The sequence below is a fragment of the Streptomyces sp. DSM 116795 genome, assembly GCF_055792905.1.
Genome location: NZ_CM147707.1, coordinates 6,907,567 through 6,928,926 on the forward strand (window position 1 = coordinate 6,907,567; position 21,360 = coordinate 6,928,926).

The 21,360-nt window shown below is 69.4% G+C and carries 17 protein-coding genes; 12 read left to right on the forward strand and 5 right to left on the reverse strand.

What is annotated here, in order from left to right; all coding sequences use genetic code 11:
- The first annotated feature begins 267 nt into the window (after positions 1-267).
- From ACSMXX_RS29910 to ACSMXX_RS29925, 4 genes are all read left to right on the forward strand, one after another.
- On the forward strand, positions 268-1,335 hold the full coding sequence (locus ACSMXX_RS29910) for a glucose-1-phosphate thymidylyltransferase (protein ID WP_473181776.1): 1,068 nt from the start codon (positions 268-270) through the stop codon (positions 1,333-1,335).
- Positions 1,332-2,405 carry a dTDP-glucose 4,6-dehydratase gene (gene rfbB, locus ACSMXX_RS29915; RefSeq protein WP_473181777.1) on the forward strand — a complete coding sequence of 358 codons (1,074 nt, stop codon included), beginning with the start codon at positions 1,332-1,334 and terminating at the stop codon, positions 2,403-2,405. The genes ACSMXX_RS29910 and rfbB overlap by 4 nt, the downstream gene beginning before the upstream one ends.
- A gap of 145 nt (positions 2,406-2,550) precedes the next feature.
- The gene (locus ACSMXX_RS29920; protein WP_473185035.1) at positions 2,551-3,879 is read left to right on the forward strand and encodes an NDP-hexose 2,3-dehydratase family protein; all 1,329 of its coding nucleotides are present in this window, start codon (positions 2,551-2,553) and stop codon (positions 3,877-3,879) included.
- Positions 3,880-3,921: 42 nt separating this feature from the next.
- Positions 3,922-4,884 carry a UbiA family prenyltransferase gene (locus tag ACSMXX_RS29925; protein ID WP_473181778.1) on the forward strand — a complete coding sequence of 321 codons (963 nt, stop codon included), beginning with the start codon at positions 3,922-3,924 and terminating at the stop codon, positions 4,882-4,884.
- A gap of 125 nt (positions 4,885-5,009) precedes the next feature.
- Here the strand turns inward: ACSMXX_RS29925 and ACSMXX_RS29930 are convergent, their stop codons facing one another.
- From ACSMXX_RS29930 to ispH, 5 genes are all read right to left on the reverse strand, one after another.
- The gene (locus tag ACSMXX_RS29930; protein ID WP_473181779.1) at positions 5,010-7,454 is read right to left on the reverse strand and encodes an ATP-binding protein; all 2,445 of its coding nucleotides are present in this window, start codon (positions 7,452-7,454) and stop codon (positions 5,010-5,012) included.
- Between the two features lie 581 nt (positions 7,455-8,035).
- Positions 8,036-9,208, reverse strand: a complete 1,173-nt coding sequence (gene ispG / locus ACSMXX_RS29935) for a flavodoxin-dependent (E)-4-hydroxy-3-methylbut-2-enyl-diphosphate synthase (protein ID WP_473181780.1) — start codon at positions 9,206-9,208, stop codon at positions 8,036-8,038.
- Complete coding sequence (locus tag ACSMXX_RS29940; protein WP_473185036.1) at positions 9,205-11,055, reverse strand: 1-deoxy-D-xylulose-5-phosphate synthase; 1,851 nt, start codon at positions 11,053-11,055, stop codon at positions 9,205-9,207. The genes ispG and ACSMXX_RS29940 overlap by 4 nt, the downstream gene beginning before the upstream one ends.
- An 82-nt stretch (positions 11,056-11,137) precedes the next feature.
- A complete protein-coding gene (locus ACSMXX_RS29945; protein ID WP_473181781.1) occupies positions 11,138-12,181 on the reverse strand; it encodes a polyprenyl synthetase family protein in 1,044 nt (347 codons plus the stop codon).
- Between the two features lie 29 nt (positions 12,182-12,210).
- Entirely contained in the window at positions 12,211-13,161 is a 951-nt protein-coding gene (ispH, locus tag ACSMXX_RS29950; protein WP_473181782.1) for a 4-hydroxy-3-methylbut-2-enyl diphosphate reductase, read from the reverse strand.
- Between the two features lie 302 nt (positions 13,162-13,463).
- Here ispH and ACSMXX_RS29955 point away from each other — a divergent pair, with 302 nt between their 5' ends.
- The 8 genes from ACSMXX_RS29955 (at position 13,464) to ACSMXX_RS29990 (ending at position 21,326) form a co-directional block, all read left to right on the forward strand.
- Positions 13,464-14,750 (forward strand): IS701 family transposase, encoded by a 1,287-nt coding sequence (locus ACSMXX_RS29955; protein WP_473181783.1) that lies wholly within the window; start codon positions 13,464-13,466, stop codon positions 14,748-14,750.
- A 176-nt stretch (positions 14,751-14,926) separates the two neighbouring features.
- Positions 14,927-16,099, forward strand: a complete 1,173-nt coding sequence (locus ACSMXX_RS29960; RefSeq protein WP_473185037.1) for a 3-deoxy-7-phosphoheptulonate synthase — start codon at positions 14,927-14,929, stop codon at positions 16,097-16,099.
- A 64-nt stretch (positions 16,100-16,163) separates the two neighbouring features.
- A complete protein-coding gene (locus ACSMXX_RS29965; RefSeq protein WP_473181784.1) occupies positions 16,164-16,934 on the forward strand; it encodes a 2,3-dihydro-2,3-dihydroxybenzoate dehydrogenase in 771 nt (256 codons plus the stop codon).
- Positions 16,935-16,993: 59 nt separating this feature from the next.
- On the forward strand, positions 16,994-17,677 hold the full coding sequence (locus tag ACSMXX_RS29970; RefSeq protein WP_473181785.1) for an isochorismatase family protein: 684 nt from the start codon (positions 16,994-16,996) through the stop codon (positions 17,675-17,677).
- The gene (locus tag ACSMXX_RS29975) at positions 17,674-19,737 is read left to right on the forward strand and encodes an anthranilate synthase family protein (RefSeq protein WP_473181786.1); all 2,064 of its coding nucleotides are present in this window, start codon (positions 17,674-17,676) and stop codon (positions 19,735-19,737) included. The genes ACSMXX_RS29970 and ACSMXX_RS29975 overlap by 4 nt, the downstream gene beginning before the upstream one ends.
- An 84-nt stretch (positions 19,738-19,821) precedes the next feature.
- A complete protein-coding gene (locus ACSMXX_RS29980; protein WP_473181787.1) occupies positions 19,822-20,337 on the forward strand; it encodes a VOC family protein in 516 nt (171 codons plus the stop codon).
- 111 nt (positions 20,338-20,448) lie between these two features.
- Positions 20,449-20,679 carry a DUF397 domain-containing protein gene (locus ACSMXX_RS29985; protein ID WP_070012724.1) on the forward strand — a complete coding sequence of 77 codons (231 nt, stop codon included), beginning with the start codon at positions 20,449-20,451 and terminating at the stop codon, positions 20,677-20,679.
- A 149-nt stretch (positions 20,680-20,828) separates the two neighbouring features.
- Positions 20,829-21,326, forward strand: a complete 498-nt coding sequence (locus ACSMXX_RS29990) for a hypothetical protein (RefSeq protein ID WP_473181788.1) — start codon at positions 20,829-20,831, stop codon at positions 21,324-21,326.
- Positions 21,327-21,360: the final 34 nt, after the last annotated feature.

Consider the following 21,360-nt stretch of genomic DNA (forward strand, 5'->3'; position numbering starts at 1 on the left):
AGTCGACACAAAGCGTTCGTCATCGCTTCGCCGACTCGTGGAATACCGGATGTGCAGGCCGGACCGGCGTGCTCCCGTTCTCCTGAGCCCAGCGAAGACGGTGCTTCTCACCTGGTACGACGGCTTCCAGGTTCGCAAGAGCACCCGGCGGGCGTGTGCGCGGTAATGAATACGGAGCCGGACAGCGGAATCACAGCCCATTTCTGCCGTACAACGGGTCGTGCATACCGGCGGATCACCGGCCAGAGGGCAGTCCGAGAGGAAATCGTGAAGGCTCTAGTTTTATCCGGAGGATCAGGAACCCGGCTCCGGCCTCTCACCCATTCCTCGCCGAAGCAACTCGTGCCGATCGCCGGCAAAGCGGTGCTCGAACACGTCCTGAACAACATCACGGAAACGGGCATCACCGAGATCGGCGTCATCGTCGGAGACCAGGCCGGCAAGATCAGCGAGGCCATCGGGGACGGCGACCGCTTCGGCGCCCGCATCACCTACATCCACCAGGCAGAGCCGCTCGGACTCGCGCACTGCGTCATGGTCGCGAGCGGCTTCCTCGGCGACGACGACTTCCTGATGTATCTCGGCGACAACATGCTGCCGGAGGGAATCGGGGACGTCACCGCCGCCTTCACCGCGCAGCGCCCGGCCGCGCACATCGTCGTGCAGAAGGTCCCCGACCCCAGCGCCTACGGTGTCGCCGAGATCGACGAACACGGCGCCGTGCGGGCGCTGGCGGAGAAACCCGAGGAGCCGGCCAGCGACCTCGCCCTCGTCGGCGTCTACTGCTTCACTCCCGCCGTCCACGAGGCGGTCGCGGCCATCTCACCGAGCGCCCGTGGCGAACTGGAGATCACCGACGCCATCGCCTGGCTCGTCGCCGAGGGCGAGCGGGTCACGGCGAGCGAGTACGCCGGCTACTGGCAGGACACGGGGAACGCCGACGGCGTACTCGAGTGCAACCGCCGCCTGCTGGACGCACTGCGCCCGCACAGCACCGGCCATGTCGACGCGGAGAGCACGGTCACCGGCCCGGTGACCGTCGAGGCGGGAGCACGCGTCGTGCGTTCCACGATCGAAGGCCCCGCGATCATCGGCGCGGGCAGCGTGGTGGAGGACAGCCACATCGGCAGGTACACCTCCATCGGCAGACACTGCGGCCTGAGCGGCACCGGCATCGAGGACTCGATCGTGCTGGACCGGTCGACGGTCCGCGGACTGCGGGGCCTGAGCGGCTCGTTGATCGGCAGGTCGGCGTCCGTGGGTTCGGCCGCCGGTTCCGCACCCCGGCACCGCCTCATCGTCGGTGACGATTCCAAGGTGGAGGTCGCGACATGAGAATCCTGGTGACCGGAGGAGCCGGATTCATCGGCTCGCACTATGTACGCACCCTGCTCGGCGGTGGCCGGCCGGACGCCGAGGGCGTGCAGGTGACTGTGCTGGACAAACTGACGTACTCCGGCAACCGCGAGAACCTGCCGACCGGCGCGCGGGGGCTGGAGTTCGTGCACGGCGACATCTGCGACCCGGCACTGGTCCACGAGCTGCTGCCCGGTCATGACGCCGTCGTGCACTTCGCGGCGGAGTCCCACGTGGACCGCTCGATCGCGGCCCCCGGCGACTTCTTCCGTACGAACGTGCTCGGCACCCAGGTGCTGCTGGACGCCGCACTGCACCGCGGGCTGGAGCGGTTCGTGCACATCTCCACCGACGAGGTGTACGGGTCGATACCCGAGGGCTCCTGGACGGAGTCCTCTCCGATCGCCCCGAACTCCCCCTACGCGGCGTCCAAAGCCGGCGCCGACATGCTGGTCCGCTCGTACTGGCGCACACACGGGCTGAACGTCTCCGTCAGCCGCTGCTCCAACAACTACGGCCCGTACCAGCACACCGAGAAGCTGGTCCCGCTCTTCATCACCAACCTGCTGGAGGGCAAGCAGGTCCCGCTCTACGGGGACGGCCACAACGTCCGCGAGTGGCTGCACGTGGACGACCACTGCCGCGCCATCCACAAGATCCTGCTGGACGGGCGTCCCGGCGAGGTCTACAACGTCGGCGGGGGCGACGAGCGGCCCAATCTCGCCATCGCGGAACGTCTGATCGAGCTGTGCGGCGCTTCCCCCTCCGCGATCGTCCGGGTCGCCGACCGGCTGGGCCACGACGACCGGTACTCGCTGGACGACACCAAGATCCGTGACGAACTCGGCTACGAACCGGGTGTGTCACTGGAGCGCGGCCTGGTGGAGACGGTCGCCTGGTACCGCGACAACCCGGGCTGGTGGAAGGCGGTCAAGCGCCGGCCGGACGCGGATGCCGCGGCGCCCGTGGACACTCCGGCCACCCACCGCGCGGTCCTGGCGCAGAGCCACGAGAAGCGGGAGGAGAGCCATGCCGCCGAACTCCGCTAGGACGGCGGGCGCAACGGATCCGGCGGGCGCGACGAGTCCCGCGGACGCGGCGGCCCGGCCCGGAGCCGAAGCAGGGCCCGTCGCCGAAGCACGGCCCGGAACACCCCTGCTGCGCCCCCGCGATGACCCGGACGCCGGCCTCGCCATGGCGCGCTCCGCCCGTACGACCCAGGGACGGGGCCTTCCCACGCGGGATGTCGCCGGCTGGCTGGCCGGGCTCGCCGCACGGAGCAGATTCAGGGTCGACCGCATTCCCTTCGCCGACCTGGACGGCTGGTCGTTCGAGCGGGAGAGCGGCAACCTGGTGCACCGCAGCGGCAGATTCTTCTCCGTCGAAGGTGTGCGCGTACGCCTTGGCGAGGGCCCGCACGGCGAATGGGAACAGCCCATCATCAATCAGCCCGAGGTCGGCGTCCTCGGCATCCTCGTCAGGCAGTTCGACGGAGTGCCGCACTTCCTGATGCAGGCCAAGATGGAGCCGGGCAATCCCAACCTGCTCCAGCTCTCGCCGACCGTGCAGGCCACCCGCAGCAACTACACCAAGGTGCACAAGGGCGCGGACGTGAAGTACCTGGAGTACTTCACCGACCCCGCGCGCGGGCGTGTGCTCGCCGACGTGCTCCAGTCCGAGCACGGCTCGTGGTTCCTGAGGAAGTCCAACCGCAACATGATCGTCGAGGCGCGGGGCGAGGTGCCGCTGGAAGACAACTTCTGCTGGCTCACCCTGGGACAGCTCGGCGAACTGCTGCGCCGGGACAACGTCGTGAACATGGACGCCCGCACCGTGCTGGCGTGCGTGCCGCTCCCGTCCGCCGGAGAGCGTGCGCTGCACCCGGACACCGAGCTGCTCTCAAGGATCACCGCGGAGCGCTCGCGGCACGAAGTGCGCGTGCAGAGCGTCCCGTTGGCCGGGGTGACCGGATGGGTGCGTGGCGAATCCTCCATCGAGCACGTGCCGGAGCGGTACTTCCGGGTGATGGCCGTCGCGGTACAGGCCGACAGCCGTGAGGTCACCAGCTGGACGCAGCCGCTGCTGGAGCCCGTCGCCACCGGGGTCACCGCGTTCGTGACGCGCCGCTTCGGCGGCGTGCCCCATCTGCTGGCCCATGCACGTGCCGAGGCGGGATTCCTCGACACGGTCGAGCTCGGGCCGACCGTGCAGTACACACCGGAGAACTACGCCCACCTCAGCGATGCGGAGCGCCCCGCGTTCCTCGATCTGGTGCTTCGGGCCCCCCGTGAGCGCGTCCGCTACGAGGCGGTGCACTGCGAGGAGGGAGGGCGCTTCCACCAGGCGGAGAGCCGCTACATGTTCGTCGACGCCGACGGGACGGACGCCCCGGCGACGCCGCCACGGGGCTATCTCTGGGTCACCGCCGGGCAGTTGAACGCACTGGTCAAGCACGGCCACTACGTCAACGTGCAGGCGCGCAGCCTTCTGGCATGCCTCAACACGGACGCGGTGGCCCTGTGAACGACGAGGCCGACCACAAGCTCCGATTGTAAGGACATCAATATGGCAGCCGGTACTGACGTTTCACCGAAGCAAGGGTTCCGCCTGAAGATCGGCCTCTTCGCCAGGCTCGTCAAGTTCCAGTTCGTAATCGATTTCTTCCTTGCGCTCCTCATTGTGTGGACCGCGCTGGATGCGGAATCCCGCTTCGACGGTCACGTCCTGCTGACGTTTCTGCTTTTCGCCCTGGGGAAGGTCGGTGTGCTCTCCGCCGTCATGACGCTTGACGACGTGATGGGCATCAAGGACGGCAGCGACAGCGCCAATTACCTCTCCGAGGACAACACGGAACTCCGCCCGCTGAAGCGGAAGCCGCTCCTGACCGGCGAGCTGCCGGTGCGCCATGCCCTGCTCTTCGGCTACGCGGCATGGGCCTGGGGGGCCGTCTGGTGGGCCGTCGCGATCACACAGGCGCCGCACACCCCCACCTGGGCGATCGTCGTCGCAGCTGCGCTGCTGGTCTTCAGCGTGCAGTACTCCTGGGGCCTCAAGCTCAGCTACGTGGCGCTCGGCGAGGTGCTGCTGCTCTACTCCGCCGCTGCGTTCGTGCTCGCACCGTACGGCATCATCGCCGGCGGCCTGCCGGCACTCGTCCTGGTCGAGGCCCTGCTGTTCGGGTTCGGCCAGCTCCTGATAGCCGGCTACTCCAACACCAACGACGCCGGCGGTGACGGCGCCGTGGGCAGGCGCACCGTCGCCGTGCTCACCTCCGACCGCGGCAACAAGATCTTCCTTGGCATCCTCACCGCGCTCAATCTGCTCGTGATCGTCGGCCCCTCGGTGCTGGGGTGGATTCCGTGGTGGTTCGCCCTCGTGCTCGCCCCGTTCATGGCCGTACGCCTCAAGCAGTACGGCGCGTATCTGCTGGGCGGCCAGGCCCTGCTCGCACGGAGCAGGGGAGTGGTGGCGTTCCGTACGACCGTGGCCTGCGTCCTCGCCTTCAACCTGCTGCACTTCGGTTTCTGACCGGCGACGTCCGCGGCCCCCGTTCTGCCGTCCGGCGCGCGGGGGAGGGAACCACCGACAGCGGAGCCCGGGGCGGCCCGATGCCCTCGCCCCGGGCTCCGCGTACTTCCCCTGGCTCCGAGGCCCTACTCGGCGCCGCTCTCCACGGCGTCCTCGGCCCGCTTGGCCATCCAGCTGGCCACCTGCACACGTGAGGAGCAGGCGAGCTTGCGCATGATCTTCCGCAGGTGGTTGACGGCCGTCCACTCCGCGATGCCCAGCCGGCGGGCGATCTCACGGTTCGTCAGGCCGCTGGCCACGAGATGGGCGACTTCCAGCTCGCGCGGCGTCAGGGGGTGCCCGGGCCCTTCCCACTCGGGGGTGAGTCCCGCGCACTCCAGCGGAGTCAGGACCGCTGTGATGGCCACTTCCGGCTCCATCCCCGCGCCGACCGCCGCCAGTTCCTCGGCCTCCTGGTCGCCGAGGCGCACGCGGGTGTTGGCCGTCACGGACTCGATCTCCATCTTCCTGGACGCGGGGGCGGTGCACCCGGTGGTGGCACGTATCGCGGCCGCCGTGCCGAAGGCCTTCGCCGCCCGGCGCCAGGTCTCCGTGGGGCGGGAGCGGCTGCGGGTCAGCAGGACGGCGAACTTCTCCAGCGCGAGCGCGCACCCCAGGAGGTGCCCGAGCTCGGCGATCTGGAGCATCGCGGACTGGTACAGCTCGATGGCCGTGTCCTGATCACCGGACCCGAAGGCGACGTCGGCACGCACGATGTTGGTCAGCGCGACGTTCCGCGAGTCCCGCGTGCGCCGGAAGACCGCGAGGGCCTCCTCGGCCACCGCCCTGGCGGATTGGAGATCGCCCGAGAGCCTGTGGCACTCGGCGAGACCGCGCAGCGCCTCGCCCCGTTCGCCGGCGTCGTCGGGGAGCCGCATGTCCGCGCACTCGCCGAACCGGCGTTCCGCTTCCGCCAGATCACCCCTGTGGAAGGCGACCTGCCCGTACACCCGCAGGCAGGCTGCGATCCCCGCATGGTCGCCGAGCTCCTGGTACCGGGAGCGTGCCCTGGTCAGCCAGTCCTCGCAGGACGACAACTCCCCGGTGCACAGCAGCAGTTCGGCCATCACCAGCTCGGCACCGGCGATGACGCCCGGGTCCGCCGCCACGGTTTCCGCAGCCCCGGTGCCCGCAGCGTCGGTGGCCGCATCCGCCGGCAGGCGCCCGGAGGCCGCGGCTTCAAGGCCCTGGTGCAGCCAGTGAATTCCGTCCCGTGCGCTTCCGCGTGCCTGCCAGTAGAGCCGTAAAGCGGTGGTGATCGTCACGAGACTCGTGCCGTCCCCGATTTCCGCGAAATAGCGCAGCGCGGTGGTTATATCGAGATGCCAGTGGTCCAATTGACCCAGCCAGCGCGTCTGTTCCGGACCACGCAGGGCTTCCTCCGCCGACCTGGTCATCGAGAGAAAGTACCGGGCGTGGTCCGAGCGTATCCCCTTGGAATCCTCCTGTTCTCCCAGGCGTTCCAGCAGATACTGCCGCGTGAGACCGAGCATCGTGATGATGAGGTCTCCGTCGGGGCATTCCGTGGTGCGCAGGAGGTTCTTGTCGACCAGCCTTTCCAGCAACTGCTGTGTCTCTCCGGGGCCGATCGGAGACATGCCCACTGCGGCCGCCGCGTCGAACTCCTTGCCGAACATGGCCAACCGGCCCAAGAACGACCGTTCTTCTTCTCCCAGCCCGCTCAGGCTCCGCTCGATGGCCTGCCGCATTCCGCGGTGTCTGGACAGCGTGTCGAATTCCGTCCCGGAGAGGCTGTCCAAGTCCTTGTCCAGTTCGGCGAGGAGCCTCTGGGGTGACAGCAACTTCATCCGTGCCGCGGCGAGTTCGATGGCAAGCGGAATACCGTCGGTCCGTATGCACAGCCGCGCCACCGCGTCGAGATTCTCGTTGGTCAGCGCGAAGTTGGGGCGAACCATGCGTGTCCGTTGGACGAACAGCCGTACGGACGGAATCTGCTGCATCGTCGGAAGATCTTCGGAGCGCTCGGGGGAGGGGAGCCCGAGCGGGTCCAGTCGCAGCAGGATCTCGCCGTACACGCCGAGCCGCTCCGGGCCCGTGACCAGCACGGACAGGCGGGGGCAGCCCTTGACCAACCGGGCGACGAGAGGGGCGAGTTGCTCACGCAGCCGGTCGCAGCCGTCGAGCACGAGCAGGAACTGCTTGTCACGCAGGCGCCCGAGCAGGTGCTGCTCCGCGGGAAGTGATCCGGAGCCGGGCAGGTCGAACCCGAGCATGCCGGCGAGCAGCGCGGGCAGGTCCGGATCTAAGCGGACCTCGTTGAGTTCCAGGAAACCGCCGCCGTGCTCGAATTCCTTGGAAACCTCTCTGAAAACACTTTCCGCGAGGCGGCTTTTTCCCACCCCGACCGCGCCGGTGACGGTGAGGATACGGACATCGGGTGTAAGGAGCAGACGGCGGAGGTCGGCGAACTCCGACTCGCGGTCGACGAGTGCGAATGAAGAAATGTCGACGTCATCGGGCTCACCGACCGCTGGCTTTTCAGCCGGAGTCTGCTGTCGGGTTGACGACATGAACAGTCCCTTCGATGGCAGTAAATCCCAACGCTCCACAGGCCTTTCGTTTGGGGAGCAGCCACCGAATCCACAGGGCTGTACCTTCACAGCCAACTCTGGCATGGCCCCCGTAAATATGGATCTTGAACCCCTCTCCGAGTATGCGTGCGACACAGTCAGGTCACGGCGTCACGGTACCTCGACACCACAGGCGGAGGTACCCCCTCCACGGGGAAAGGGATCAGTGTCATCCGCGCCAAACAGCCGGGCACGTCAACGCACTTGACGTAGCCCTCCGGCGAGCCCGAGTCCGTAGTGGCGTGAACTTTCTGACGGCACTTGCCATTCAGCCCGGGCATGGCTTCGCAAGCGGCGCCGCAGGCCAGAAAAAACCGGTGAAAGACCGGAAAACCGGACTCTCCGTGCGGACGGGAATGAGCCGCGCGAGGAGAGCCGCACGTGGCATGGAGGCACAACACGTGCCGCGGGGACACAACACGTCCGGTGCGGACGCCACGCGTGCCGTACGGACATACGAAATCCGCGGCCCGCCCCCAGGGGACGGGCCGCGGACTCCGCCGCGCACGCGCAGCGTTGCGTCAGGGCGTGAGGACCACGGCCCCCGGCTCGCCCCCGGCGGCCTCCTCACGCTCCTCGGCGATCCTCATGGCCTCCTCCACCAGGGTCTCGACGATCTTCGACTCCGGCACCGTCTTGATGACCTCGCCCTTGACGAAGATCTGGCCCTTGCCGTTGCCGGACGCGACTCCGAGGTCGGCCTCACGGGCCTCGCCCGGACCGTTGACCACGCAGCCCATCACGGCCACTCGCAGGGGCACCGGGAACCCCTCCAGAGCTGCTGTGACCTTCTCCGCGAGCGTGTGCACGTCCACCTGTGCCCTCCCGCAGGACGGGCAGGAGACGATGTCCAGTCCGCGCTGCCGCAGCCCGAGGGACTCGAGGATCTGGTTGCCGACCTTGACCTCCTCGACCGGCGGGGAGGACAGCGACACCCGGATCGTGTCGCCGATCCCCTCGGCCAGCAGCGCGCCGAAGGCGACCGAGGACTTGACCGTTCCCTGGAACGACGGCCCGGCCTCGGTCACACCGAGGTGCAGCGGATAGTCGCACTGAGCGGCGAGCTGCCGGTACGCGGCGATCATCACCACGGGGTCGTTGTGCTTCACCGAGATCTTGATGTCGCGGAACCCGTGCTCCTCGAACAGGGAGCACTCCCACAGCGCCGACTCGACCAGCGCCTCCGGGGTGACCCTTCCGTGTTTCTCGAGGAGCCGCTTGTCCAGCGACCCCGCGTTGACGCCGATCCGGATCGGAATGCCCGCGTTCGCGGCCTCCTTGGCGATGTCCCCGACGCGGTCGTCGAACTTCTTGATGTTGCCGGGGTTGACCCGCACCGCGGCGCAGCCCGCGTCGATCGCGGCGAAGACGTACTTGGGCTGGAAGTGGATGTCGGCGATCACCGGTATCTGCGACTTCTTCGCGATGGCCGGCAGGGCCTCCGCGTCGTCCGCGGACGGCACTGCCACCCGTACGATCTCGCAGCCGGACGCGGTCAGTTCGGCGATCTGCTGCAGCGTGGCGTTCACGTCCGCGGTGAGCGTCGTCGTCATCGACTGCACCGACACCGGCGCGTCACCGCCCACCGGCACCTGACCCACCATGATCTGACGGGTCCTGCGCCGCGGGGCGATCTCAGCCGGCTCCGGCGGCTCCTCCCGGAGCTTCGGTATCCCCAGCCCTACGGTCGTCACCGTGTCTCCCTCCCAGTGCCCTGCTCCATGAGGCGGAGCATCTCGTGACTCAGGTCGTCGGCCGGGACGCCTTCCGGTGACGTCTGCGGACCGCTGATCTCCTCCACCACCGCACGTGCGATGTCCTGCGCGGTCAGCCCGCAGCCGGAGAGCACCTCTGCCCTGCTCCCGTGGTCGAGGAAGCGCCGGGGGATGCCGAACTCGCGCAGCGGCGTGCTCACGCTCGCGTCACGCAGGAACTGCGCGAGGTTCGAACCCACGCCGCTCGTACGGCTGTTGTCCTCGACCGTGATCACCAGCCGGTGACGGCGCGCCATGTCGCCGAGCGCAGGGTTGACGGGCGTCACCCAGCGCGGGTCCACCACGGTGGCGCCGATGCCCTGTGCCCGTACGACCTCCGCGACGCCCAGGGCCATGCCCGCGAGCGCGCCGACCGAGACGATCAGCACGTCCAGCGGACCCTCGCGGTGCAGCACGTCGATTCCCGCGAACGTCGCCTTGGCGGGCAGGTCTTCGCCCGTCGGCCCCTTCGGGAAGCGCACCAGGCTGGGGCCCTCCTCCCAGCCGACGGCCTCCGTGAGCAGCTCGGCCAGCCGTGCGCCGTCGCGTGGTGCCGCGATCCGAAGCCCCGGCACCACCTGCAGCACGGACATGTCCCACATGCCGTTGTGGCTCGGCCCGTCGTCGCCGGTGACGCCGGAGCGGTCGAGTACGAACGTCACCGCCCTGCGGTGCAGGGCCACGTCCATCAGGAGCTGGTCGAAGGCCCGGTTGACGAACGTCGAGTAGATGGCGACGACGGGGTGGACGCCGCCGATGGACAGGCCCGCCGCCATGGTCACGGCGTGCTGCTCGGCGATGCCGACGTCCACGACGCGGTCGGGGAAGCGCTCCTTCATCGGAAGCAGTCCGGTCGGCTCCAGCATCGCCGCGGTGACCGCGACGACGTCCGGCCGGGCCTCGGCGATACGGACGATCTCGCTGCCGAAGACCGAAGTGAACGACGGACCCGAGGACTTGCCCAGCGCCTCCCCGGTGACGGGGTTCATGGGCTTGATGGCATGCCCCCGGTCCAGATCGTTGTTCTCGGTGTGCGGGAAACCGCGCCCCTTCTCCGTGACGACGTGTACGACGACGGGACCTCCCCGGTCACGTGCCCGGCGCAGCTCGTCCTGCACGGCGGCCACATCGTGCCCGTCAACGGGGCCCGTGTAGGCGAGTCCGAGCTGCTCGAACAGTCCCTGTCCCGGGCGTTCGCCCTGCCGCAGCACGCCGAGGTGGTCGGCGAATCCGCCCTGGGTCGGGGCGTAGGAGCGCTGGTTGTCGTTGAGTACGACGATCAGCCGGCGGTCCGGGCCTCCGGCGATGTTGTTCAGCGCCTCCCAGGCCATCCCGCCGGTCATCGCGCCGTCGCCGATCACCGCGACGACCGAGCGCTCGTCCTGGCCGTGGTGGGCGTTGGCGCGTGCGAGCCCGTCCGCGTACGAAAGTGCGGTGGACGCGTGCGAGTTCTCCACCAGATCGTGCTCGGACTCGGCGGCGCTGGGATAACCGGAGAGACCACCGCTCTTGCGGAGCCGGTCGAAGCCCGTGGTGCGGCCGGTGAGGATCTTGTGCACGTACGACTGGTGACCGGTGTCCCACAGCAGCCGGTCCTGCGGCGAGTCGAACACGCTGTGGAGCGCGATCGTCAGCTCCACCACGCCCAGATTGGGACCGAGGTGACCGCCGGAGCCGGTCACCTTCTCGATCAGGAACTCGCGGATCTCTCCCGCGAGTTCCTCCAGTTGCTCGGTGTTCAGCTCCCGCAGCCGTTCAGGGCTTCGCACGCTCTCCAGCAGCGACATCGCCATCACCCGCTCACTCGGGAGCCGGCCCTGAGCGGACGCCGCCCCTGGGCGCGGAATGTCTCGGACATCTTCGGTCTCCTCAGCGGTTCCGGTAAGCGACTTCGTGGGCCATCTCGACGAGTTCGGTCCGCCACGCCGCGTCCAGCTCCGCCGTCCCGGCGGCCTGCCGGGCCCGCTCCACGAGAGCGGTGATGCGCTGCTCGATCCGGTCTTTGTGCTCGCCCAGCCGGTCGAGGAGTTCGGCGGTGTCCCACCGGCTCGTCGAGATCAGTTTGTGTACGCGTTCGTCGCGCTGTGCCGCCTCGGCGAGCAGCAGCGTCATCTTGTGCTGTTCCAGGTCCAGGCCCACCGGCTTGCCCGCCGCGGCGCTGTCGCCGAAGGTGCCGATGAGGTCGTCACGCAGCTGGAACGCCTCGCCCAGCGCCTCCCCGTACTCCTCGAAGACCGGCCCGAGATCGTGCCGTCCGGCGACTGCGGCGCCCAGCAGCAGCGGGCGGTGGATGCTGTAGCGGCCGGACTTGCATATCGCGATCCAGCGGGACAGTTCGGGCTCGGCCACGCCCTCGGCCGCGACGGCGAGGTCCAGGTACTGGCCGATCTGGATCTCGGTGAGCATCTCGCCCCAGATGCCGGCGGCTTCCGCGGGCAGGTTCCGGGTGAGACGTTCGGCGTAGATGCCCGCGAGCGCGCCGGAGACGATGGCGACGCCCTCGCCGTAGCGGCGGGACTCGCCGAGCCATCCGCGTTCGCCGTGCACCGCGGCGTTGCGGGTGTGCACCGCCGGGCTGCCGCGCCGCAGTTCGGACGCGTCCAGCACGTCGTCGTGGATGAGGGCACCGGTGTGGATCAGCTCGACGCCGGCAGCGCAGTCCACGATCGACTGATCGCCGGCGTCGCCGCCGGCGGCGAGGAAACCGGTGACGCAGAACGCCGGACGCAGCCGCTTGCCGCCCGCCTCGACCAGGCCGGTAACGGCGTCCACCGGCACGGCGCCACGGCTGTTCACGCCGGCCCACTTCTCGCGTTCCGAGGCCAGGAAACCGCTGAGCCGCCTCTCGGTCCGCCGGATCACCTCCAGACGCCTGCGCCGCGCGGCGGAGACCGGGGGAGTGTCCACGTCCATGTCGGCCTTCCTCTCCTTCCGTGGTTGAGTCAGCCGGCCGGCGCCGGGTCGGTGAGCCGCGCCGGCGGGTGGAAGACGACGTCCTCCTGTGCGACCTGCTCGATCTCGATGTCGGAGAAGCCGAACTCCGCGAGCCGGTCCAGCAGTTGCTCGACCAGAATCTCCGGCGCGCTGGCTCCCGCACTCACTCCCACGGTGTTCACGCCCTCGATCCAGCTCTCGTCGAATTCGGTGACGTCCGGGACGAGATGGGCGGGAGTGCCGAGCCTTTCGGACACCTCGACCATGCGGAGGGAATTGCTGGAATTACGGGAACCGACCACGAGGACGAGATCGCTGCGGGACACGACGGCCTTGACGGCGTCCTGCCTGTTCTGGCTCGCATAACAGATGTCGTCGGTGCCGGGCCCGCGCAGGTCGCTGAACCGCCGGCGAAGGACCTCGATGATGTCCTTGGTCTCGTCGACCGACAGCGTGGTCTGCGTCAGGTAGGCGACCGGCGCGTCGGCCGGAAGGTCCAGCCGCTCGGCGTCCTCGACGGTCTCGACGATCACCGTACGGTCCGGCGCGTGCCCGTACGTACCCTCGACCTCTTCGTGGCCCTCGTGCCCGACCAGCAGCAACGTGCGCTCCTCACGGGCGAATCGCCTGGCCTCCTGGTGCACCTTGGACACCAGCGGGCAGGTCGCGTCGATCACGTCGAGCTGTCGCACTTCGGCGTTCTGGCGGACCTGAGGTGCCACTCCGTGCGCGGAGAAAACGCAGACCGCTCCCTCCGGCACCTCTTCCTCGGAGTCGACGAATCGCACTCCGCGCCGGGCCAGCAGCCCTACGACGTAGTGGTTGTGGACGATTTCCTTGCGTACATAAATGGGGGCGCCATAGCGCTCCAGAGCGAGCTCGATAATCGAAATGGCCCGTCGCACTCCTGCGCAGAAACTACGGGGTTCCGCGAGGAGCACTTTCTTGTTGAGCCCCATCTCAGCTCCGCTTCTCAAAGCCTAGGTTCAGTGCCACGGGCAGTGGCACCCCTGCCGACTTGCCTTTGATCGCCGGTACTAGACAGTGACCTTCGAGTCGTCTCCCGGTCAACTCCCGAATTGGCTGCCGACACGAAGTAGTCATGTGCCGTGACAGGCCCAACCGCTGAACCTTGCCATCGCATTGTTATTCAAATTTGGAAAGCGGGATTTCTAATGTGTAATCCGGCGAAGATCGCTGCCGCAGCAGATCACTCTGCCGAGTGCATGCCCCGCGGGTGCACCTGACCGGAGGACTCCACATGAGCACTGTCAGCCAGCCGTTGACCGCTGAAGCGCCGGTAGTGACGGCGGCACAGCTGCCCGTATCCCGGGTCGGCCCCGTGGGGAACGTGCCGGAGCAGGGCCAGGGCGGGCCGCCCGTGGAGACCGGCGAGTTCGAGGCCGAGCTCGACGAGCTGTGCACCGCGCTGTTCCGTTCCCTGCGACGCAGCGACCAGCGCCGCAAAGGCATGGACTACATACGGGGCCTGCTGTCCACCCGCGGCCGCAAGTCGATACGCAACATGGCCGCCCTGATCGGCGGGAGCGGCACCGGGCAGAGCCTGCACCACTTCATCTGCAGCTCCACCTGGGACTGGACGCTCGTGCGGCAGGCGATGGCGTCCCATCTCATCGACACGGCACCGCCGCAGGCGTGGGTCGCCCGCCCCATGATCATCCCGAAGGTCGGGCAGCACTCGGTAGGCGTCAGCAGGTACTTCTCGCACGCCGAGGGCCAGGCGCTCAACGCACAGCGTGCGATAGGGGTCTGGGCCGTCTCGGACAGCATGAGCGCACCGCTGAACTGGCGCCTGCACCTGCCGCAGACGTGGATCAAGGACGGGCTGCGCCGCAACCAGGCGTCCATCCCGTGCGAGGTCGAGCCGGAGACCCTCAGCGACTGTGTTCTCACGGCATGCCGGGAGATGCTGAAGGACTGGCGGATACCGGCCCGGCCCGTTGTCGTCGACATCGGTGAGGCCGACCCGCTGGCCACCGCCAACGGCCTGCACGCGGAAGGCATCCCGTCGGTCGTCAGAGTCCCGGGCGAGCTCCGCCTCACGGTGACCGACCCCGCACTGACCGGGCACGGCGCAAACATGCTGCCCGCCGCGCAGATCATGCGTGCCGCCAGGAACATGCGCCGGCCCGTGATGTGGCGGGAGCCCGGGCCGCGGCCGCATCCGCGCCGCTGTACCAGCCTGATCACGGCCGTACGGGTGCGGCCGCCCGGCGCACGGCCGGCGGCGGCCCGCGACGACGGCAGCTTCCTGCTCGTCGGGGTCGGCGAGGGCGACCGGCGCTGGCCGTCGGAACTGTGGCTGACGGACCTGCCACGCTCCCGCAGCGCGGCCGTACCACACCTGAGCAGCTTCTCCCGCCGCGTCGACCGGGACTTCGACGAGATCACCTCGCAGGTAGGCATCCGGGACTACGTCGGCCGCTCATACAGCGGCTGGCACCGCCACGTCACCCTCGCCTCGGCCGCACACACGGTCGCCGTCCTGTCGGCGGCGCCAGGCAGAGACAGGCCGCACGCCTCCTGAACCACGGGAGGTACGGCCGCGGTGCGCGTGCGCGGCCGGGCCGGCAGGGACGCGGGAACGGGACGCGCCGGCACGCACCGGACGCCTCCTCGGCGGTTCCGCGACGGCAGCGGCAAGGCAGGGCGAGTCTCCGGCGCATCCCGCGCCTCTTGTTCATCTCGGACGTGGAGGAGTCAGTGGTCAACGATCTGCTGGACATCCGCTCCAGAACGGCTCTTCAGCAGCCCGACTGGAGCGGCCATCCGCTGCTCACGACGGTACGCGCCCGGCTGGCGGACGAGGACGCGCTCGTCTGCGCCGAGGACGTGCACCGGCTGCGGGCGCTGCTGGCGCAGGTCGCGGCCGGCGCCGCGCATGTGGTGTGGGCCGGTGACTGCGCCGAGGACCCGGCAGACTGCACCACCGGATACGTCGCCAGGAAGGCCGGCCTGCTGGACGTACTGGCAGGCACGCTGAAGATGGCCACCCACACCCCCGTACTGCGAATCGGGCGTATCGCCGGCCAGTTCACCAAGCCCAGGTCGGCGGCGACCGAGATGACCGGCGGCGTCCGGCTTCCCGTATACCGCGGCCACATGGTCAACAGCCCCGAGCCGGACGCCGCGTTGAGGCGCCCGGACCCCACGCGCATCCTGGACGGATACCGCGCCGCCGCGGCGGCGATGACACAGCTGGGGTGGCGGGGCGCGTGCCCTGCGCCGGAGGTCGACACCCGCGTGTGGACCAGCCACGAGGCGCTCCTGCTCGACTACGAGGTCCCCATGCTCCGCCGGACCGCGGACCGCGAGGTGCTCCTCGGATCCACCCACCTTCCCTGGATCGGGGAGCGGACCAGACAGCTCGACGGCGCCCACGTCGCTCTTCTCGCAGGTGTCGTCAACCCGCTGGCCTGCAAGGTCGGTCCGGGCGTGCGGCCCGCCGAACTCCTCGCCCTGTGCGAGCGTCTCGACCCCGGCCGCGAAGCGGGCCGGCTCAGCCTCATCGCGCGCATGGGCGCCGGCGCCGTCGCCGGGCAGCTTCCCGCGCTCGTCGAGGCGGTGCGCGCCGCCGGACACCCCGTCGTCTGGCTCACCGATCCCATGCACGGCAACACGGTCGTCACGCGTGCCGGGCTCAAGACCCGCTTCGTGGAGACCGTCGTACAGGAGATCCAGCAGTTCCAGATGGCGGTGCGCTCCTCGGGCGGGGTGGCGGGCGGACTGCACCTGGAGACCACGCCTGACGAGGTGACCGAGTGCGTGCTGAACGAGTCGTACGCCGGCGAGGTCGCCAAGAAGTACACGAGCCTCTGCGATCCGCGCCTCAACCCCGAACAGGCGATGTCGGTGGTGGCCTCGTGGCAGGGCTGACGGGCACGGCGGCGGACGCCGGAACACCCCGCGTACCCGCCCGTTTCGGAAGGAGATCCAGCAGATGAAGGACAGGACCGCACTCGTGACCGGCGCGGCCGGAGGCATCGGCGCCGCGGTGGCCGGAGAGCTCGGGCGGCGCGGAGTGAAGGTCGCGGCCGTCGACCGTGACGCGGACGCCCTGCGCGAGACCACGGAGAAGCTGGCGGCGGACGGGCAGACCGTGCTGCCTTTCGCCGCCGACGTCACCTCCGGCACCGAAGTGGCCTCCGCGGTGGACGCCGTCGAGGACCAACTGGGGCCGCTGGACTACCTCGTCAACGCGGCAGGCGTCCTCCGGCTCGGCCGGGCCGTCGAATTGACCGAGGACGACTGGAAGGCGACGTTCGACGTCAACGCCCTCGGCGCCTTCCTCGTGTCCCGGACGGTCGTACGGAAGATGACGGCCCGCGCCCGCGGTGCCGTCGTCACCGTCGCGTCCAACGCCGCGGACACGGCCCGCATGGACATGGCCGCCTACTCGGCCTCCAAAGCCGCGGCGACGATGTTCACCAAGTGCCTCGGGCTGGAGGTCGCACGGCACGGCATACGGTGCAACGTCGTGGCGCCGGGCTCCACCGACACCCCGATGCTCAGGTCGATGTGGCACGACGAGACCGGGCCGCGCAGGACGCTCGAGGGCTCGCCCGCCGCGTACCGCCTCGGGATTCCGCTGGAGAAGGTCGCCGAACCCTCCGAAGTCGCGGACGCCGTCGTCTTCCTGCTCTCCGACCGCGCCTCCCACATCACCATGCACACGCTCACGGTGGACGGCGGAGCGACGCTCGGCGTCTGACGCGCGTGTCCGCAGCCGCGAACGAACCCCCGCAAGGCCGCCGACCAGCAGAGGACGACATGCCAGGCATCCCGGAGATCAAGCCCTACTCGCTGCCGACGGCACGCGATCTGCCCGCCAACACCGCGCGCTGGGCACCCGACCCTGCCCGCGCCGCGCTGCTCATCCACGACATGCAGAGGTACTTCTTACGGCCCCTGCCGGCCGAAGGGCTGCGGGACGAGGTCGTGGGCAACATCGCGCGGCTGCGCGAACGCTGCCGTGAGCTGGGCGTCCCGGTCGGTTACACGGCACAGCCGGGCGGCATGACCGACGAACAGCGGGGCCTCCTCAAGGACTTCTGGGGGGCCGGCATGCGCGTGGACCCGGCGGACCGGCACGTCGTCGACGAACTCGCGCCCCACGAGGAGGACTGGCGGTTCACCAAGTGGCGCTACAGCGCGTTCTTCCGCTCCGGGCTGCTGGAGAAGATGCGCGAGGAGAAGCGCGACCAGTTGATCGTCTGCGGTGTCTACGCGCATGTCGGCGTGCTGATGACCGCGGTCGAGGCGTTCACCAACGACATACAGCCGTTCCTGGTCGCCGACGGGGTCGCCGACTTCTCCGAGGCCCACCACTGGATGGCCATCGAGTACGCGGCCCAGCGCTGTGCCGTCGTCTCGGTGACCGGCCGGCTGCTCGGTCAGCTGGACGACGCGGCGGTGGGCGCCGCCGGGGACGGCCTGGAGAAGGCCGCGACATGACCACCACCGAGAAGGAGACCTCCATGGCATCCGGCGCGCTCGAATCCGTGCTGTCCCGGCGGGCGCCGGTCTTCGCGCTGCTGCACCGGCCCGAGAGCACCGGACCCGGCCCCGCGATGCTGGAGGTGCTGCTCGGCGAGGTCTCAACGCCCGGATCACTCGCCGGGCTCCCGCTGCCCGACGACACGGACGACCCCCAGGAGCGGGAAGCCCGGGGCGCCGAGGACGACTTGCACGACGGGCACGACCGGCACGGGTCCCGCGGCAACGGCGGCCCGCGCCACGACGTGCTCGCCCTCGTGCCCTACCGCGCCCTCGCGGAACGCGGATTCACCTGCGCCGACGACGGGTCCCCGCTGATCGCGATGAGGGTGACGCAGCAGGAGACCGTACGGCTGTCGGAGGCCCTCGAACGCATCCGCGACGTGCCGGTCAAGCTGACGGACGAGCACTTCGACATCGACGACGAGACGTACGCCGAGATGGTCCGCAGCGTCGTACGCGACGAGATCGGCGGCGGCGAGGGCGCCAACTTCGTGCTGAAGCGGTCGTTCACGGCCGAGATCACCGACTACGGCCTGCACAGCGCCCTCGCCTTCTTCCGCCGCCTGGTGCAGCGGGAGTCGGGCGCGTACTGGACGTTCATCGTGCACACCGGCGACCGCACGTTCGTGGGCGCCACCCCCGAGCGGCACATCAGCCTCCACGAGGGCACCGCCGTGATGAACCCCGTCAGCGGCACCTACCGCTACCCGCCGTCGGGGCCGAACCTGCCGGAGGTGCTGAAGTTCCTCGCCGACCGCAAGGAGACCGACGAGCTGTACATGGTCGTCGACGAGGAACTGAAGATGATGACGCGGGTCTGCGACAGCGGCGTCAAAGTGGTCGGCCCCCATCTGCAGGAGATGGCACGCCTGGCGCACACGGGCTACTTCATCGAGGGCAGAAGCACCAGGGATCCGCGCGACATCCTCCGCGAGACGATGTTCGCCCCCACCGTCACCGGCAGCCCGCTGGAGAACGCCTGCCGCGTCATCGCGAAGTACGAACCGGAGGGCCGCGGTTACTACAGCGGAGTCATCGCACTGATCGGCCGGGACCGCGGCCGGCGCACCCTCGACTCGGCCATCCTCATCAGGACCGCCGACATCGACCGCGGGGGCCGGGTCCGTATCGGCGTGGGCGCGACGCTCGTACGGCACTCCCGGCCCTCTTCCGAAGTCGCCGAGACATGGGCGAAGGCGGCGGGACTGCGGGGCGCGCTCGAGACGGGTTCCGGCACGCCGCTCAGCGAGCATCCCAGCGTCCGTGCGGCACTCGAGAAGCGCAACTCCTCCGTCGCCGGCTTCTGGCGGGGGGAAGCGGATGCCGCCGGTCCGCCCGATCCGTTGCTGTCCGCACGGCGCGTCCTCGTCGTGGACGCGGAGGACACCTTCACCTCCATGCTCGAACACCAACTGCGCTCCCTGGGGCTGGCGGTGACGCTGCAGCGCTACGACGAGCCGTACAGCTTCGACGGCCACGACCTGGTCGTGCTCGGTCCAGGGCCCGGCGATCCGTGCGACGCGAAGCATCCCAAGATCGCCCGACTCCGGTCCGCGGTGCGGACGTTGCTCACCGAGGGCCGCCCGTTCCTGGCCGTGTGCCTCAGCCACCAGGTGCTCAGCCTCGAACTCGGTCTGCCCGTCGCCCGCAGGGAGGTCCCCAACCAGGGCGTGCAGCGCCGGATCGATCTCTTCGGTGCCGCCGAGGACGTGGGCTTCTACAACTCCTTCGCGGCACGCAGCGGCGCGGGCGAGTTCACACACCCGGAACTGGGGACCGTACGGGTCAGCCGCGACCAGGAGACCGGTGAGGTGCACGCGCTGCTCGGACCGGGCTTCGCCTCGCTCCAGTTCCACGCGGAGTCACTGCTGACCGGCAACGGCGTGCTCATTGTCGGCCGGACGCTGAGGAGACTGCTGCGCGACGGCGGCGCCCCGCACCAGCGGCCCCGGCAGGCGGATCAGTCCCGGGACGCGGCCCGCACGGATACGGGGCCGGTGTCCGCGGTGCGCTGACCGCCGAGGCTCCTCGCGCGGCACGGCCGGACGCCCGTAGAGTGAATGGTTGAACGACCAATCACTTCTGCAGGAAGGTCCGTGATGGCTGAGCCGGAGGGAACGGCATTGGAGGAACTGCGCACCCGGCGGGAGACGTTGCGGTCCCGCTATCTGCTCGGCGTCCCCGACCGGCCGGCCACGACCGCCCGCGGCGTCCACCACGTGGCGTTCATCTGCCGCGACGTGGAGGAGACCATCCGCTTCTATCAGGAGCTCCTCGGCTTCCCCCTCGTCGAACTGGTGGAGAACCGCGACTACCGGGGCTCGACGCACTTCTTCTTCGACATCGGCAACGGCAACCTGCTCGGCTTCTTCGACTTCCCCGGCCACGACCACCCGCCGTTCGCCGAGACGGTCGGCGGCGTGCAGCACCTTGCCCTGTCGATGGAGGGCGGCGCGCACGCGGCGGCGCGCAGCGCACTGGACGCGGCGGGAATCGAGTACGCGGGGCCGGACCGCGGTGTCGAGGAGAGCCTGTATCTGCGGGACCCCAACGGGGTGCCCGTCGAGCTGTACCGTGAACGCCTCGGGATCTTCAACGGCAACGAGATCGTCTGACGGCGCCCGCGCCCGTCCCCGGGCGCAATCGGCGGCAGCACGGCTCTGTCGGGCGCCCTCCGGCGGTCGTTACGCTGAACCCTTCCGCGAAGAGAATCAGGAGGAGCGCACGTGGCCGAGCGCACCACCACCAGCACCGTGACGAGGCCGGACCTCGATCTCACCAACGCCCGCTGGCAGTCGGGCACCCAGGCGATGGGCGGCGTTGAGATCGCCTTCGTCGAGGGCTACATCGCGATGCGCAACGGCCGCACTCCCGAGATCCCGGCGGTCATCTTCTCACCGGGTGAGTGGAACGCGTTCGTGCTCGGTGCGCGCAACGGACGCTTCGACCTGACCTGACCTGACGGCACGGGCACTGACCTGACGGCACGGGCCGGGGCCGGGGCCGAACTGCCCCTCCTCGGCTGCCCGCCGCGCGCGGTGACGGGACCGTGACCATGCTGAGGTGCCCCCGGGAAGGGGCGCTCCGGGGGACGTACCATGTCGGCATGTCGTTCCTCCGCCGTCGCAGTGCGTCCGTTCCCGCAGGTCCGGACTTCGATGTCCTGGCCATGGACCCGACCGACTGGCCGGGCAACCTCGGCGCCGGCCTGCTGCCCGCGCCGGACGGCACCTGCCAGGGCGTCTTCCTGCGCTACGACCTCTTCGGCGGCCGCGGGCCGGCGATGATCATCGGCAATCTGCCGGAGGGCTCCCCGGCCCGCGAGGTCACCGGCAGCCAGGTGCCCTTCGAGGTGGCGCAACTGCTGTCGGCGCTGGAGAACGACGAAGCCGTCGAGGTCACCGGTGTCGAGGACGACCCGGTCATGCACGAGGACAATCTGCTGATCGTGCGCCGCGTGAAATGCTCCGAGGAGCGCATCTCGTGCGTCCAGTTCGACCGCAGCGACGGCGTCCTCGTCACCATCGCGAGCTGGGACCGGCCCATCACCAACGACCTCTACGCGCTGCTGAAGCCGCTGCCCGCCGAGATGTTCCAGCAGTGACGCTCCCGGGCCCTTCCGGTTCTCCGCGGCCGGA

Excerpts from the sequence above, each read along its gene's own strand:
- rfbB (WP_473181777.1), top strand. The coding sequence starts at position 1,332 with ATGAGAATCCTGGTGACCGGAGGAGCCGGATTCATCGGCTCGCACTAT.
- ACSMXX_RS29955 (WP_473181783.1), top strand. The coding sequence starts at position 13,464 with ATGAGCACTGTCAGCCAGCCGTTGACCGCTGAAGCGCCGGTAGTGACG.
- ACSMXX_RS29920 (WP_473185035.1), top strand. The coding sequence starts at position 2,551 with ATGGCGCGCTCCGCCCGTACGACCCAGGGACGGGGCCTTCCCACGCGG.
- ACSMXX_RS29980 (WP_473181787.1), top strand. The coding sequence starts at position 19,822 with ATGGCTGAGCCGGAGGGAACGGCATTGGAGGAACTGCGCACCCGGCGG.
- ispH (WP_473181782.1), bottom strand. The coding sequence starts at position 13,161 with ATGGGGCTCAACAAGAAAGTGCTCCTCGCGGAACCCCGTAGTTTCTGC.
- ACSMXX_RS29990 (WP_473181788.1), top strand. The coding sequence starts at position 20,829 with ATGTCGTTCCTCCGCCGTCGCAGTGCGTCCGTTCCCGCAGGTCCGGAC.
- ACSMXX_RS29930 (WP_473181779.1), bottom strand. The coding sequence starts at position 7,454 with ATGTCGTCAACCCGACAGCAGACTCCGGCTGAAAAGCCAGCGGTCGGT.
- ACSMXX_RS29925 (WP_473181778.1), top strand. The coding sequence starts at position 3,922 with ATGGCAGCCGGTACTGACGTTTCACCGAAGCAAGGGTTCCGCCTGAAG.
- ACSMXX_RS29965 (WP_473181784.1), top strand. The coding sequence starts at position 16,164 with ATGAAGGACAGGACCGCACTCGTGACCGGCGCGGCCGGAGGCATCGGC.
- ACSMXX_RS29975 (WP_473181786.1), top strand. The coding sequence starts at position 17,674 with ATGACCACCACCGAGAAGGAGACCTCCATGGCATCCGGCGCGCTCGAA.
- ACSMXX_RS29945 (WP_473181781.1), bottom strand. The coding sequence starts at position 12,181 with ATGGACGTGGACACTCCCCCGGTCTCCGCCGCGCGGCGCAGGCGTCTG.
- ACSMXX_RS29970 (WP_473181785.1), top strand. The coding sequence starts at position 16,994 with ATGCCAGGCATCCCGGAGATCAAGCCCTACTCGCTGCCGACGGCACGC.
- ACSMXX_RS29940 (WP_473185036.1), bottom strand. The coding sequence starts at position 11,055 with ATGTCGCTGCTGGAGAGCGTGCGAAGCCCTGAACGGCTGCGGGAGCTG.